Source organism: Streptomyces sp. NPDC021225 (assembly GCF_044332865.1).
Taxonomy (GTDB): Bacteria; Actinomycetota; Actinomycetes; order Streptomycetales; family Streptomycetaceae; genus Streptomyces.
In genome coordinates this window covers 1651302-1665734 of the sequence record NZ_JBIRPV010000001.1, presented here as the reverse complement: position 1 = coordinate 1665734, position 14433 = coordinate 1651302, and the positions used below count along the sequence as shown (strand labels likewise).

The 14433-nt window shown below is 70.7% G+C and carries 15 protein-coding genes; 9 read left to right on the top strand and 6 right to left on the bottom strand.

Translation table 11 applies throughout. From position 1 onward, the window contains the following. Positions 1 to 341: 341 nt before the first annotated feature. From ectA to thpD, 4 genes are all read left to right on the top strand, one after another. Positions 342 to 887, top strand: a complete 546-nt coding sequence (ectA, locus tag ACH4S9_RS07655) for a diaminobutyrate acetyltransferase (protein WP_352131184.1) — start codon at positions 342 to 344, stop codon at positions 885 to 887. 67 nt (positions 888 to 954) lie between these two features. Then, positions 955 to 2223, top strand: coding sequence for a diaminobutyrate--2-oxoglutarate transaminase (ectB, locus tag ACH4S9_RS07650; protein ID WP_385346545.1), 1269 nt, complete (start codon positions 955 to 957; stop codon positions 2221 to 2223). A gap of 48 nt (positions 2224 to 2271) precedes the next feature. After that, positions 2272 to 2676, top strand: a complete 405-nt coding sequence (locus ACH4S9_RS07645; protein ID WP_311724991.1) for an ectoine synthase — start codon at positions 2272 to 2274, stop codon at positions 2674 to 2676. Between the two features lie 5 nt (positions 2677 to 2681). Next, positions 2682 to 3569: an ectoine hydroxylase gene (gene thpD / locus ACH4S9_RS07640; protein WP_358849311.1), complete on the top strand. Its 888-nt coding sequence runs from the start codon at positions 2682 to 2684 to the stop codon at positions 3567 to 3569. A 169-nt stretch (positions 3570 to 3738) separates the two neighbouring features. Here the strand turns inward: thpD and ACH4S9_RS07635 are convergent, their stop codons facing one another. Together ACH4S9_RS07635 and ACH4S9_RS07630 are read right to left on the bottom strand one after the other, a co-directional pair. Continuing rightward, the gene (locus ACH4S9_RS07635; protein WP_361183722.1) at positions 3739 to 4800 is read right to left on the bottom strand and encodes an aminotransferase class V-fold PLP-dependent enzyme; all 1062 of its coding nucleotides are present in this window, start codon (positions 4798 to 4800) and stop codon (positions 3739 to 3741) included. Positions 4801 to 4871: 71 nt separating this feature from the next. Continuing rightward, positions 4872 to 5525 carry a DsbA family oxidoreductase gene (locus ACH4S9_RS07630; RefSeq protein WP_361183720.1) on the bottom strand — a complete coding sequence of 218 codons (654 nt, stop codon included), beginning with the start codon at positions 5523 to 5525 and terminating at the stop codon, positions 4872 to 4874. Between the two features lie 126 nt (positions 5526 to 5651). Here ACH4S9_RS07630 and ACH4S9_RS07625 point away from each other — a divergent pair, with 126 nt between their 5' ends. Together ACH4S9_RS07625 and ACH4S9_RS07620 are read left to right on the top strand one after the other, a co-directional pair. After that, positions 5652 to 5927 carry a plasmid mobilization protein gene (locus ACH4S9_RS07625; protein WP_311724985.1) on the top strand — a complete coding sequence of 92 codons (276 nt, stop codon included), beginning with the start codon at positions 5652 to 5654 and terminating at the stop codon, positions 5925 to 5927. Further along, the gene (locus ACH4S9_RS07620; RefSeq protein ID WP_398370378.1) at positions 5924 to 6340 is read left to right on the top strand and encodes a fic family toxin-antitoxin system, toxin component; all 417 of its coding nucleotides are present in this window, start codon (positions 5924 to 5926) and stop codon (positions 6338 to 6340) included. Before ACH4S9_RS07625 ends, ACH4S9_RS07620 begins: the two co-directional genes overlap by 4 nt. 83 nt (positions 6341 to 6423) lie before the next feature. On the opposite strand, the gene ACH4S9_RS07615 is transcribed toward ACH4S9_RS07620, so the two are convergent. Then, on the bottom strand, positions 6424 to 7953 hold the full coding sequence (locus tag ACH4S9_RS07615; protein ID WP_311724983.1) for an aldehyde dehydrogenase (NADP(+)): 1530 nt from the start codon (positions 7951 to 7953) through the stop codon (positions 6424 to 6426). A gap of 131 nt (positions 7954 to 8084) precedes the next feature. Between ACH4S9_RS07615 and ACH4S9_RS07610 the strand changes: the two genes are divergently transcribed. Beyond that, positions 8085 to 8855, top strand: a complete 771-nt coding sequence (locus ACH4S9_RS07610) for an IclR family transcriptional regulator (protein WP_311724982.1) — start codon at positions 8085 to 8087, stop codon at positions 8853 to 8855. Between the two features lie 114 nt (positions 8856 to 8969). Next, positions 8970 to 9950 (top strand): aldo/keto reductase, encoded by a 981-nt coding sequence (locus ACH4S9_RS07605; protein WP_311724981.1) that lies wholly within the window; start codon positions 8970 to 8972, stop codon positions 9948 to 9950. 50 nt (positions 9951 to 10000) lie between these two features. Here ACH4S9_RS07605 and ACH4S9_RS07600 read toward each other — a convergent pair whose 3' ends face one another. Beyond that, a complete protein-coding gene (locus ACH4S9_RS07600; protein WP_311724980.1) occupies positions 10001 to 11446 on the bottom strand; it encodes an NCS2 family permease in 1446 nt (481 codons plus the stop codon). Between the two features lie 134 nt (positions 11447 to 11580). Next, on the bottom strand, positions 11581 to 12822 hold the full coding sequence (locus ACH4S9_RS07595) for a right-handed parallel beta-helix repeat-containing protein (protein ID WP_311724979.1): 1242 nt from the start codon (positions 12820 to 12822) through the stop codon (positions 11581 to 11583). A gap of 326 nt (positions 12823 to 13148) precedes the next feature. Between ACH4S9_RS07595 and ACH4S9_RS07590 the strand changes: the two genes are divergently transcribed. Further along, a complete protein-coding gene (locus ACH4S9_RS07590; protein WP_398370374.1) occupies positions 13149 to 14033 on the top strand; it encodes a class I SAM-dependent methyltransferase in 885 nt (294 codons plus the stop codon). Here ACH4S9_RS07590 and ACH4S9_RS07585 read toward each other — a convergent pair. Next, positions 14014 to 14424, bottom strand: a complete 411-nt coding sequence (locus ACH4S9_RS07585) for a VOC family protein (protein ID WP_311724977.1) — start codon at positions 14422 to 14424, stop codon at positions 14014 to 14016. The two genes, ACH4S9_RS07590 and ACH4S9_RS07585, sit on opposite strands and share 20 nt — an antisense overlap. Positions 14425 to 14433: the final 9 nt, after the last annotated feature.

The window sequence follows — 14433 nt, the reverse complement described above, 5'->3', positions numbered from 1 at the left end:
TCCAGGTGAATCCTGATGAATTCTTGGCGACCCGCGGAGATATAAATGGAGCACCTTTTTGAATACAGGTTCCCATCGTCTTCTGCCCGCTTTCCGGACTCCTAAACGCTGAAGTTTCGTAACCCGGAGCCGCTGTAATTCAAGAGCATCACCACGCCGTTACACAGATGTGACGCACTCCACACGGCGACCACTTTACCCCGATAACTCCCCGACAAAGCAGCACTTTTCGACGATCCCCCGTGCGCACGCGCGTCCCCGCGCGATAACACGCCGCCCCTCCTTCGGGTAACCCCTCACCACGATGCAATTTAAGATTGTGCTGGGTAAATTCAATCCGCATGACCGCCGCACAAGCAGACCTTGCACGTGCCCGAAGAGAAATGCCGGAAGGACTGAGGCTCGAGGCCCCACGCGTCGAGGACGGAGCCGCGATCTGGCGCATCGCCCGCGATTCCGGGACCCTGGACCTGAACTCCTCCTACAGCTATCTGCTGTGGTGCCGCGACTTCGCCGCCACCTCGGTCGTGGCCCGCGACGCGCACGGGGAGCCGGTCGGCTTCGTCACCGGTTATATCCGCCCGCGGCGCCCCCGGACCCTGGTGGTCTGGCAGGTCGCCGTGGACCGGGCGTGGCGCGGCCGGGGACTGGCCGCCGCCCTGCTGGACGGGCTGGCCGCGCGCGTCGCCGAGCAGTCCGGCATCCACCGCGTCGAGACCACGATCACCCCGGACAACACCGCCTCCAACCGGCTGTTCACCTCCTTCGCCGAGCGGCACGGAGCGCCCGTGGAGCGCGAGGTGCTGTTCGACGGCGGCCTGTTTCCCGACGGCGGCCATGAGCCCGAAGTGCTGTACCGCATCGGCCCGTTCGCCACCCGGACCTGACGCCCCGCGCCAAGACCCCCGTACGCCAACCTCCACCCCCCTCACACTCATCTCCCAGGAGACTGCTGTGACCATCACCCCGCCCGCGCTGAGCGTCTTCGAGGCCCTGGAGTCGGAGGTACGCAGCTACTGCCGCGGCTGGCCCGCCGTCTTCGACCGCGCCCAGGGCAGCTACATGTACGACGAGGACGGCCACACCTACCTCGACTTCTTCGCCGGCGCGGGAGCGCTCAACTACGGCCACAACAACCCGGTCCTCAAACGCGCGCTGATCGACTACATCGAGCGCGACGGCGTCACCCACGGCCTGGACATGGGCACCACGGCCAAGCGGGCGTTCCTGGAGTCCTTCCAGAACACCGTGCTGCGCCCGCGCGACCTCCCGTACAAGGTCATGTTCCCCGGCCCGACCGGCACCAACGCCGTCGAGGCCGCCCTGAAGCTGGCCCGCAAGGTCAAGGGGCGCGAGGCCATCGTGTCCTTCACCAACGCCTTCCACGGGATGTCGCTCGGCGCGCTCGCCGTCACCGGCAACGCCTTCAAGCGGGCCGGCGCGGGCATCCCGCTGGTCCACGGCACGCCCATGCCGTTCGACAACTACCTGGACGGCCGGGTCCCCGACTTCCTGTGGTTCGAGCGGCTGCTGGAGGACCAGGGCTCCGGCCTCAACCAGCCCGCCGCGGTCATCGTCGAGACGGTGCAGGGCGAGGGCGGCATCAACGTGGCGCGCAACGAGTGGCTGCGCGGCCTGGCCGACCTCTGCAAGCGCCGCGACATGCTGCTGATCGTCGACGACATCCAGATGGGCTGCGGCCGCACCGGTCCCTTCTTCTCCTTCGAGGAAGCGGGCATCACCCCGGACATCGTGACCCTCTCCAAGTCCATCGGCGGCTACGGCCTGCCCATGTCGCTCGCGCTCTTCCGGCCCGAGCTGGACATCTGGGAGCCGGGCGAGCACAACGGCACCTTCCGCGGCAACAACCCGGCCTTCGTCACCGCCGCCGCGGCCCTGGACACCTACTGGGCCGACGGCCAGATGGAGAAGCAGACCCTGGCCCGCGGCGAGCAGGTCCAGCAGGCGCTGCGCGAGATCTGCGAGGAGCACGTCCGGCTGGGCGCCGAGTACCGGGGCCGGGGCCTGGTCTGGGGCCTTGAGTTCACCGACCCCTCGCGCGCCACGGCGGTGTGCGCCCGCGCCTTCGAGCTCGGCCTGCTGGTGGAGACCTCGGGCCCGCAGAGCGAGGTCGTCAAGCTGCTGCCGCCGCTGACCGTCTCCCCCGAGGAGCTGGACGAGGGGCTGCGGACTCTGGCCCGAGCCGTCCGCGAGACCGCCTGACACCACTTCAGGCCACATCAGATCCCCAACAGAAAGGCGCAATCCACCGTGATCGTCCGATCCTTCAAGGACATCGAGGGCACCGAGCGGCATGTGAAGGCCAAGTCGGGCACCTGGGAGAGCAAGCGCATCGTCCTCGCGAGGGAGCGGGTGGGCTTCTCGCTGCACGAGACCACGCTCTACGCCGGCACCGAGACATCGATGTGGTACGCCCATCACATCGAGGCCGTGCTGTGTGTGGAGGGCGAGGCCGAGCTCACCAACGACGAGACCGGCGAGAAGCACTGGATCGCCCCGGGCACCATGTATCTGCTGGACGGGCACGAGAGGCACACCCTGCGTCCGAAGACCGACTTCCGTTGCGTCTGTGTCTTCAACCCGCCGATCACCGGACGGGAGGACCACGACGAGAACGGCGTATATCCCCTGATCACCGAGGCGGAGGAGGCCTGATCCAGATGACCACGGTCGCTGACCTGTACCCGACCCGCGGAAGCTCCGAGACGGTCACCCCACGGGCGGACCCGGTGGTGTGGTCCGGCCCCGGGGACCCCGGGCCGATACGGCCGGCCGAGCTGAGCGGCTTCGAGCGCGACGGCTTTCTCGCGATCGAGCAGCTGATCACCCCGGACGAGGTCGCGGTCTACCACTCCGAACTGGAGCGGCTGATCGCGGATCCCGGGGTGCGGGCCGACGAGCGCTCGATCATCGAGCCGAAGTCGCAGGACGTACGGTCGGTGTTCGAGGTGCACCGGATCAGCGAGGTCTTCGCGAACCTGGTCCGCGACCCGCGCGTCGTGGGCCGGGCCCGCCAGATCCTCGGCTCCGATGTGTATGTCCACCAGAGCCGGATCAACGTCAAGCCGGGGTTCGGCGCCTCGGGTTTCTACTGGCACTCGGACTTCGAGACCTGGCACGCCGAGGACGGGCTGCCGAACATGCGGGCCGTGTCCGTGTCCATCGCGCTGACCGAGAACCACGACACCAACGGCGGCCTGATGATCATGCCGGGGTCGCATCGTACGTTCCTCGGCTGTGCGGGGGCGACACCCAAGGACAACTACAAGAAGTCGCTCCAGATGCAGGACGCGGGGACCCCGTCGGACAAGGCGCTGACCGAGTTCGCCGACGCGCACGGCATCAGGCTGTTCACCGGTAAGGCAGGGTCGGCGACCTGGTTCGACTGCAACTGCATGCACGGGTCGGGTGACAACATCACGCCGTACCCGCGCAGCAATGTCTTCATCGTCTTCAACAGTGTGGAGAACACGGCGGTCGAGCCCTTCGCGGCGCCGGTCCGGCGGCCGGAGTTCATCGGCGCGCGCGATTTCACGCCCGTGCGCTGACCCTGGCCGGGGCCCTTCGGGCGTGTCCTCAATCGCCGGACGGGCTGATTTTCAGCCCGTCCGGCGATTGAGGACCGGGGTCCGGGGCGGAGCCCCCCCACGCGGCGGAGCCGCATATCGATGCTGCGGGAAGGGGCGGGTAGGGGACAAAGCCCGCGGTCGGCGGCGCCTACACCCCCGCCGGGAAGCCGGAGAGCACGTCCAGCAGCCGGTCCACATCCGCCACGCCGTTGTAGACGTGGAACGACGCACGCAGATTCCCCGCCCGCGCCGCAACCGAGACACCCGCCTCCGCAAGGCGAGCCGCAGCGTGGCCGAGCCCCGGCACGGACACGATCGCCGACCCCGGCGCGGCAGCGCATCCGTGCCCCAGCGCGGTCAGCCCCGCCCGGAAGCGGTCGGCGAGCGCGCGGTCGTGGGCGCCGATGGCCGCGGTGCCCAGCTCCTCGACGAGCGAGAGGGAGCGCACGGCGCCCACGTACGACAGCAGGCTGGGGCTCTGGTCGAAGCGGCGGGCCGAGTGCGCGAGTTCCTCGACCGGCCCGTAGCAGCTGTCCCATGGCTTCTCGCCGGCCGCCCAGCCGGCGAAGACCGGAGTGAGCCCGCCGAAGTCCTCGGGCACGGTCAGGAAGGTGACGCCGCGCGGGCACATCAGCCACTTGAAGCCGACGCACACGGTGTAGTCCGCGTCATCCGCGTTCAGCGGCAGCCAGCCGAGGCCCTGGCTGCTGTCCACCAGGAGCCGGGCGCCGTGCGCGCGGGCAGCCGCGCGGATGGCGTCCAGGTCGGCGATCCGGCCGTCCGCCGACTGCACCGCGCTGACGGCGACCAGGGCGGTGCCGGGGCGCACCGCGTCCGCCAGGGCCTCCAGCGGAACGGCGCGCGGCTTGAGGTCGCGGCGCATGGTGAAGGGGTTCACCAGCGAGCTGAAGTCGCCCTCGGCCACCAGGACTTCCGCGCCGGACGGCAGGGAGGCCGCCACCAGCCCCGCGTACACGGCGACCGACGCGCCCGCGGCGACCCGCCCGCCCGCCACCCCGGCCAGCCGGGCGAAGGCGGCGCGCGCCTCGTCCACCGCCTCCCAGGCCAGGTCGGCGCCGGGCCCGCCGCCGGCCGCGGCGTCCATGGCCTCCTTCATGGCGGCGACGGTCCGGGCAGGCGTCAGACCGGTGGAGGCGGTGTTGAGGTATGTCGTCTGCGGCGCGAATTCCGCGCCTCCCAGGGGCTCCATGTCCACCCACTATGAGAGGCGCTCACCCCCGCGTCCATCGCGGATATCTGACATGTACCCGCAAGCGTTCCTTACTTATCGCCGCTGACCTGCGACGCTTCCCAGGCCTGGCGCAGCGCCTGGGTGAAGACATCAGCCGGTTGGCCGCCCGAGACGCCGAACCGGCGGTCGAGGACGAAGAACGGCACGGCGGTGGCGCCCAGCGCGGCGGCCTCCTGCTCGTCGGCCCGTACGTCACCGGCGTACGCGGTCTCGTCGTCGAGCACCGCGCGGGCCTCAGCGGCGTCGAGTCCGGCCTCGGTGGCGGCGGAGAGCAGGGTCTCGGTGTCGAAGAGGGACCGCTCCTCGGCGAAGTTCGCGGCGTAGAGCAGGCTCAGCAGTTCGCCCTGGCGCCCGCGGGCCTTGGCGAGGTGCAGCAGCCGGTGGACGTCGAAGGTGTTGCCGTGGTCGCGCTCGGAGCGGTAGCCGAGCCCGGCGTCGGCCGCGGCCTCGGCCACCCGGGCCTCCATGGCCTGCGCCTGCTCCCGCGGGACCCGGTACTTGGCCGCCAGCATGTCGAGCACCGGCACGGTGTCGCCCTTGGGGTGGTCGGGGTCGAGCTCGAAGGAGCGGTGCACCACCTCGACCCGGTCGCGGTGCTCGAAGTCGGCCAGGCCCTGCTCGAAGCGGGCCTTTCCGATGTAGCACCAGGGGCAGACGATGTCGGACCAGATCTCTACGCGCATGAGTTCCTTCGCCCGCTCTTCGGGGTCTCGGGGGGTGTCACTGTGTCGCAGGGTCAACCATGAGACGCCCCGGTTCATTCCCCACGGGGATTGCGATCACCTGATTCGGGGTGATTGTCTCCCCGCATGGCCAACCTCATCCTCCGGCTCACCGAAGAAGAACACGAGGAGATCCGGCGTCGCGCGGCGGCCGTCGGCATGACGCTCCAGGCGTACGGGCGGGCTCAGCTCGCGCTGGACCGGGACGAGACCCGGGAGGCGTTCCTGGCCGCGTTCCGGGATTCGCTCCAGCGCTGGAAGGGCGAGTTCGCCGAGCTCAACGAGGAGCTCGCGGCCCGGCCCCGCAGCACGAGCAAGGAGATGGGGTTCGATCCGGCCACGCGTCTGAGGGACGCCTGTTGACCCGTTCCCCCGGCTTTCCCATCGACTTCCCCGCCCTGCTCCAGGCGACCGCGGACATCCCCGGCTCGCCCGCGATAGACGACTACGGGGTGCCGCTGGCGGCCATCCACCGGCACGGCGCGCACATGCTGAACCAGGACGTGTACTGGGGCGCCCATCTCAAGGCGGCAGCCGTCCTGGACACGCTGCTGCGCCATCCCTGGCTCGAACACTCCCAGGCGGACGCGGCGTGGGCCGCGACCCGGGCGGTGCTCACGATAAACGGCCTGGCGGTCACCCGGGACGTGAAGGGCTCGGAGGTGCTGGCGCTGATGCGCGCCATCGCGGGCCCCGGGGTCCCGTTGCGCGACATCGCCCGCGCCCTGCGCGGCTGGACGGCGGATGGTGCGGCGGACGGGACGCCGGACGGCTGAGCCGGCTCCTCGACCCGGACGGCGCTGTGGGCGGGACCGGCCGGTCCCGCCCACAGCGCCGTTCGACAGGGCCCAGGCCGGGCTCAGACCTCGCGGCGGCCGTTCACCCGCCGGGGCAGCCCCTGCGGGTTCTCGTCGCGCAGCTCCGGCGGGAGCAGCGCGGCCGGGGCGTCCTGGTAGGTGACCGGGCGCAGCCAGCGCTCGATGGCGGTGCCGCCGACCGAGGTGGAGGTGGAGGTGGTCGCCGGGTACGGGCCGCCGTGGTGCTGGGCGGGGGCGACGGCGACGCCGGTCGGCCAGCCGTTGACCAGGACCCGGCCGGCGAGCGGGGTGAGCTCGGCGAGCAGCTCGGAGGCGCGGCCCTCGGACCCGCCGCCCTCGCCCTCGGAGAGGTGGACGGTGGCGGTGAGGTTGCCCGGCAGCCGCCCGAGCACGGCCGTGATGTCGGCGTCGCTCTCGTAGCGGGCGAGCACGGTCACCGGGCCGAAGCACTCCTCGAGGAGCACATCGTGCGGACCCTCCTCGGCGAGCAGCCGCGCCGGGACGGTCAGGAAGCCGGCGCTGACGGTGTGCTCACCGCCGGAGCCAGGGGTGACCGGGGCGTCGACCTCGGGGAGTTCGGCCCGCTCCTTGACCCCGGCGACGAAGTTGTCGCGCATGCGGTGGTCCAGCAGGACGCCGGCCTCGCTGTTGCTGACCGCCTCGGTGAGGGACTTCACCAGCCGGTCGCCCGCCTCGCCCGCGGGGGCCAGGACGAACCCCGGCTTGGTGCAGAACTGGCCCATGCCCAGGGTCATCGACCCGCCGAGGCCCGCGCCGATCTGCTCGGCGCGCTCGGCGGCCGCGGCCTCGGTGACCACGACCGGGTTGAGGCTGCCGAGCTCGCCGTGGAAGGGGATCGGCACCGGCCGGGCAGCGGCGGCGTCGAACAGGGCGCGGCCGCCCCGGATCGACCCGGTGAAGCCCGCGGCGGCCACCAGCGGGTGCTTGACCAGCTCGACGCCCGCCTGGAAGCCGTGCACCACCGAGACGACCTCGACCGGCAGCCCGGTCTCCTCGGCGGCGCGGCGCAGCGCGGCGGCGGTCACCTCGGAGGTGGCGGGGTGGTCGGGGTGCGCCTTGACGACGACCGGGCAGCCCGCGGCGAGCGCGCTGGCGGTGTCGCCGCCGGGCACGGAGAAAGCGAGCGGGAAGTTGCTCGCGGAGTAGACGGCGACGACGCCGAGCGGCACCTTGTAGCGGCGCAGGTCGGGCCAGGGCGGGGTCTGGGTGGCGTCGGCGTGGTCCACGCGTACGTCGAGGAAGGCGCCCTCGTCCACGATGTCGGCGAAGGCCCGCAGCTGGTAGGTGGTGCGGGCGAGCTCGCCGGTGAGCCGGACCGGGCCCAGCGCGGTCTCGGCGTCGGCCGCCTCGACGATCTGGTCCTTCGCCTCGTCGAGGCGGTCGGCGGCGGCGCGCAGGAAGGCGGCGCGCACCGTACGGTCGGCCAGGGAGCCGCGCGCCTCGTGGGCCGCACGCACCACGCGGTCGATCTCCTCGGCGGTGGCTTCGATCGCGACCTGCTCCCGCTGCTTCCCGGTTCGGGGGTCGACGCTCCACACTGGTGCTGACACCGCGGAATCCTCCTGCTGTGTTGCCGCTGCTTGCGTCCCGCACCTCGGCTGTTGTTCGATATGCTGAACGCTGTCCCTGATAGTGAACTCTGTCGGGACTCTATGGCTGGTCGAACAAAGGGGTCAAGGCGATGTCAACTGCCGAGACGGGTGGGGCCCAGGTCAAGTCGGCGGTCCGCACGGTCGAACTGCTGGAATTCTTCGCCGGCCGGCCCGGCATGCACAGCCTGGCCGCCGTCCAGGAGGCCGTGGGTTACCCCAAGTCCTCTCTCTACATGCTGCTGCGCACCCTGGTGGAGCTCGGCTGGGTGGAGACCGACGCGACCGGCACCCGCTACGGCATCGGGGTGCGCGCCCTGCTCGTCGGCACCTCGTACATCGACGGCGACGAGGTGGTGGCCGCCGCCCGGCCGACCCTGGACCGGCTCTCGGACGACACCACCGAGACCATCCACCTCGCCCGCCTCGACGGCACCAACGTGGTCTACCTCGCCACCCGCCAGTCCCAGCACTATCTGCGCCCCTTCACCCGCGTCGGCCGCCGGCTGCCCGCGCACTCCACCTCGCTGGGCAAGGCGCTGCTGGCCACGTACTCCGACGAGCAGGTGCGCAAGATGCTGCCGGAGACCCTCGGCGGGCTCACCGAGCACACCATCACCGACCGCGAGAAGCTCATCGAAGAGCTGCATGTCATCCGCGAACAGGGGTACGCGGTGGACCGCGAGGAGAACACGCTGGGGCTGCGCTGCTTCGGCATCGCCATCCCCTACCGCACCCCCTCGCGGGACGCGATCAGCTGCTCGGTGCCGGTGGCCCGGCTCACCCCCGCCCATGAGCAGATGATCAAGGACGCCCTCTTCGACGCCCGCGACCGCCTCACCCTCGCGACCCGCCGCCTCTGACCGACTGACCGATCGCCTCCAACCCACCGCGTACGCGGGCGGATTCACCGGACCGGGCTGACACACGGGCGCCGCGGTGGTCTGCTGTGACCGAGCGAGTGAGAGGTGAGACCCATGGAGTACGCCCGCCTGGGACGGTCCGGGATCAAGGTGTCGCGGATCTGCCTGGGGATGATGAGCTACGGCGACCCCGAGCACCGCAAGTGGCAGCTGGACATCGACGCGGCGCGGCCGATCGTGCGGCGGGCCGTCGAGAGCGGCGTGACGTTCTTCGACACCGCCGACATGTACTCCAACGGCAGAAGCGAGGAGATCACGGGCGAGCTGCTGCGTGACTTCTTCCCCGGCCGGGACGACTACGTCCTGGCCACCAAGGTGTATCTGCCGATGGGCCCGGGCCCCAACGACCGCGGGCTGTCCCGGAAGCACATCCTGGCGAGCATCGACGCCTCGCTGCGGCGGCTGGGCACCGACCACGTCGATCTCTACCAGATCCACCGGTGGGACCCCGAGACGCCGATCGAGGAGACCATGGAGGCGCTGCACGACGTGGTGCGGGCGGGCAAGGCCCGATACATCGGCGCGTCGTCCATGTTCGCCTGGCAGTTCGCCAAGGCCCAGCACACGGCCGCGGCGGCGGGCTGGACCCGGTTCGTGTCGATGCAGAACCACTACAACCTGCTGTACCGGGAGGAGGAGCGGGAGATGAACCCGTTCTGCCTGGACCAGGGGATGGGGGTGATCCCGTGGAGCCCGCTGGCGCGCGGGCTGCTCGCGGGCACCCGGGACCGGGACCGCTTCGGGACGACGACGCGGGCGGGCAGCGATCCGCTGGTCGAGAAGTGGTACGCGGACGCCGAGTTCGACATCGTGGACGCCACCCGCGCCGTGGCCGAGGAGCGCGGGCTGTCCCCCGCCCAGGTCGCCCTCGCGTGGCTGCTCGGCCGGCCCGCGGTGACCGCGCCGATCGTGGGGGCGACCAGAATCGGTCACCTGGAGGACGCGGTCGCCGCGGTCGAGGTGACGCTCGACGAGGCGGAGGTGGCCCGCCTGGAGGCGCCGTACCGCCCGCGCCCCGTCATGGGCCACGGCTGACGGGACGCGAGCGGTCCGGGGACTCGGGCGGTCCGGGGGCTCGGGCGGGCTCAGGTGAGCAACTGCTCCAGCGGGTCGATCCCGAAGTAGAGGACGAACAGCCCGGCCGTCCCCCACAGCAGCCAGTGCACCTCGCGCGCCTTGCCCAGCACCGCCTTGATGAGCACATACGCGATGAACCCGGCGCCGATCCCATTGGTGATGGAGTAGGTGAACGGCATCACGACGATGGTGAGGAATGCCGGAATGGCGACGTCATAGCGGTCCCACTCGATGTGCCGCACCTGGCTCATCAGCAGGAATCCGACGGCGATCAGCGCGGGGGTGGCGGCCTGGGCGGGCACCATGGTCGCCAGCGGGGTCAGGAAGAGGGCGAGCCCGAACAGTGCGCCGGTGACCACGCTGGCGAATCCGGTGCGCGCCCCCTCGCCGACCCCGGCCGCCGACTCGATGTAGCTGGTGTTGGACGAGGCCGACGCCGCGCCGCCCGCGGCCGCCGCCACCCCGTCGATCAGCAGCACCCGCCCCAGGTTGGGCACCTTGCCGTCCTTGTCCAGCAGCCCGGCCTCGCTGCTCACGCCGACGACCGTGCCCATGGTGTCGAAGAAGTCGGACAGGATCAGGGTGAAGATCAGCAGAACGATGGTGACCACGCCGACCTGCTGGAACGCCCCGAACAGGCTGAAGGAGCCGATCAGGCCGAAGTCCGGGGTGTCGACGATCTTGTCCGGGAGGGAGGGCGCGGTCAGCCCCCAGGCCTGCGGCTTGAGGTCGGCGATCTCGTTGATGACGACCGCGAGCACGGTCATGGTGACGATGCTGATCAGGATCGCGCCCTTGACCTTGCGCACCATCAGGGCGATGGTCAGCAGCACCCCGAGGCAGAAGACGAGCACCGGCCAGCCGGTCAGCCGCCCGGTCGCGCCGAGCTGGACCGGCACCGAGCCCTCCATGCCCGGGATGCGGGTGGCGAAGCCCGCGTCGATGAAGCCGATGAAGGCGATGAACAGGCCGATGCCCACGCTGATCGCCTGTTTCAGCGGCTGCGGGATCGCGTTCATCACCGCCTCGCGCAGCCCGGTGCCCACCAGCACACAGATGATCAGGCCCTCCAGGACCACCAGGCCCATGGCGTCGGGCCAGCTCATCTGCGGGGCGATCTGGTAGGCGACGACCGCGTTGAGCCCGAGGCCGGCGGCCAGCGCGAGCGGCAGATTGCCGCCGACGCCCATGAGGATCGTCATCACACAGGCGACCAGCGCGGTCGCGGTGACCAGCTGCGCACCGTCGAGATGATCCTGGAACTTGTCCTCCGCCTTGCCCAGGATGATCGGGTTCAGCACGAGGATGTAGGCCATCGTGAAGAAGGTGGCGAACCCGCCCCGGACCTCCCGGCCGAGGGTCGAGCCCCGCTCGGATATCCGGAAGAACCGGTCAAGTGGGCTGCGGGGTGGGGTGGTTGGGGCCGGTGCCTTGTCGGTCACCTGTCCTGCCATGTTGTGGCGCTCCTTAAGCGTGAATATCAGACGCGTGCGGGGTGACTGGATTGTGCCCCCTACGCGGACCGCTCAGGTTTTCGCCGTGTTACGAGATCAACTACCGTGCGGCGCAGTGCGCTTGGCCCGGGCCGTCACTCCATCGTCGAGCCGATCTCGGAGCCGTTGGCCACGACCAGGAAGCTGGTGACGGGCAGCGAGCCGTCCTGCCGCCGGGCGCCACGGGCCGTCACGGGATCGGTGGTGACAAAGGGCGGGGTGGCCGAGCCGCCGGGGCTCCAGCCGCTGCCCCGGCCGGGGCTCCAGTTGTTGCCCCGGGAGACGGCCGTGGAGCCGGTGTCGGCCTTGGCGTCGCCGTTGGAGACGGACAGATTGCGCTCCAGCAGCGCCTGCGAGCTGGCGAAGGAGTAGCCAGAGGCCTCGTTGGCGTACGCCGTGGTGCGCCGGACGCGGATCGCGCCGGTGTTGCCGTTGGCCGCGAAGCCGTACTGGGTGTTGTCCCAGGCGGCGGAGTTCCGTACGACATGGGCGGGCGAGGGGGCCGGGGCGTCGCCGCCGAGCTGGAAGCCGCTGCCGTTGCCCCGGAAGTCGCGGATGCCCCAGCGGTTCTCGCCGTTTCCGAAGGACCAGGTGTGCTCGATGGTGACCGGGCCGGCCCATCTCCACAGGTCCACGCCGTCGTCGCTGTTGTTGAACGCCCGGACCCCGGTGATCACATTGCCGGATCCGGAGCCGTGGGTGATGGCTATGCCGTCGGCCTGCTTGCCGCCGGTGGCGTCGTCGTGGTTGTCGTACGAGTCCAGATTGCGGATGACGTTGTCGTTGCTGCCCTTGCCGCGCAGGGTGAGCCCGGTGTCGCCGTTGCCGTGGGTGGAGAGGTTGTCGAAGACGGTGCTCTCACAGGAGACACAGACCAGGCCGCCGCCGGGGGCGTTGCGGAACTCGATGCCGGAAACCGTCCAGTAGTCCGCGCGCAGCGAGAGCAGCGAGGAGCCTGTGGAGAGGCGTGAGCCGTCGACTCGGACCTGCTCGGCGCGGTACGGGCGCAGCTCGACGCGGTCCCGGGCGGTGCCGTCGACGGAGCTGCGGAGGGTCCGGCCGGGGTAGTAGGTGCCGCCGCGCACCTCGATGACGGTGCCCGCCTTCGCGATCGAGAAGGCCTTCTCCAGTGTGCGGTACGGGGATTGGAGCGTGCCGGAGTCCTGGTCGTCGCCCTGGGGGGACACATACACGGTCGAGCCCACGGCGCTCGCGCCCTCGGGCGCGGCCGTCAGATAGACCCCCGCCACGGCCGAGGCCACGATGACGGCGCTGCCCAGCGGCAGCGTACGGTCCTTCCGACGGCGGTGGCGACCGCGCTTGCGCCTCAGCCCCATGGCAACTCCTGTTCTGCGTCGAGGGAACGGGCCGGGGGATCCTGGTCCGACCTGTTCCAAGCTGTAGTTGCCGCCAACCCCAGACTAGGTTGCCACGCACTCGCGGATTCTTAGATTACGAAATCGGGATGGTCGCACGAGAGGGCGGAGCAAACCTTGATCATTTCGTGGCCGGAGAAGCGACGGTGCCGATCAAAGGCGGTCAGGGCACGGTCAACGCGCGGTCAGGACGGATCGCACCGACTCGCGGGGCGTCATGGCGCGACACCCGAAATATGGTAGCCTGAGGCAACTATTTACGCGAACGAAGGCCCAGGAGGCCCGAGATGCAGCCGCGCAGCCCCAGCCGCACCGCCTGGCTCGCCGCCGCGCACCGCGCGGACCACCAGAAGCTGGACGCGGGACGGCTGTTCCACGATCCGCTCGCCGTCCGCATGCTCGGCGCGGACGCCGAGGGCCGCGACGACGCCGACGCCGCGTCCGGGCGCCGGCGCATCCGCCTGTTCATCGCCGCCCGCTCGCGCTTCGCCGAGGACCGCCTGGCGGCCGCCGTGCGGCGCGGCGTGCGCCAGCTCGTGGTCCTGGGCGCCGGGCTCGACACCTTCGCCTACCGCAATCCGCACGAGGTGGCCGGGCTGAGGGTCTTCGAGGTGGACCACCCGGCCACCCAGGCATGGAAGCGCGAGCGCCTGGCCGACGCCGGAATCCCGCTGCCGCCGTCGCTGACCTTCGCGCCGGTCGACTTCGAGCGGGAGAGCCTGGCCGACGGCCTGACGGCGGCGGGCTTCGACCCGGCGCGGCCGGCCTTCTTCAGCTGGCTGGGCGTGGTGCCGTATCTGACCCGCGACGCGGTGTTCGCGACGCTCGGGCTCATCGCGGGCCTGCCCGGTGGCACGGAGGCGGTCTTCGACTACAGCGAGCCACCGAGCGCCATGACACCGCGCGGGCGCGTCTCCCATCGCGCCCGCGCGGCGCGGGTGGCCGCGGTCGGCGAGCCGTTCCTCAGCTACTTCGCGCCCGAGCGGCTGGCGGCGGACCTGCGGGCGGCGGGTTTCGACGCGGTGGAGGACCTGGACGCGGTCCGGCTCGTGTCCCACTACGCCGCCCACGCGCCGGCCGACGCCCGCGAACGCCGCTCGACGGCCCACGTCCTCAGCGCGACGACCGTTTCCGCTCCCCCGACCGGCCCGGCTACGCCTTCAGCTGGGTGAAGCGGATGCGGTTGCCGAAGGGGTCGCGGAGGCCGCAGTCGATGCCGTACGGGCGCTCGGTGGGCTCCTCGGTGAACTCGACGCCCTGGCTCTTCAGCGTCTCGTACGTCTTGCGGCAGTCGTCCGTGGTCAAGATGAGCCAGCCGCTCGTCGCGCCCTTGGTCACCAGCTCGCGGACCTGCTGCGCCGTCTCCTCGGACATCGCCGGAGGGCCCGGCTTCTCCAGCAGGATCTGGCGCTCCGGGTGGCCGGGGACGCTCACCGTCAGCCAGCGCATCACGCCGAAATCGACGTCCGCGTTGACCTCCAGGCCCAGCTTGCCGACGTAGAAATCAAGGGCTTCGTCCTGATCGAGCACGTAAATCGCGGAATGTGTGATTGCGTTGAACATGTGCATCAC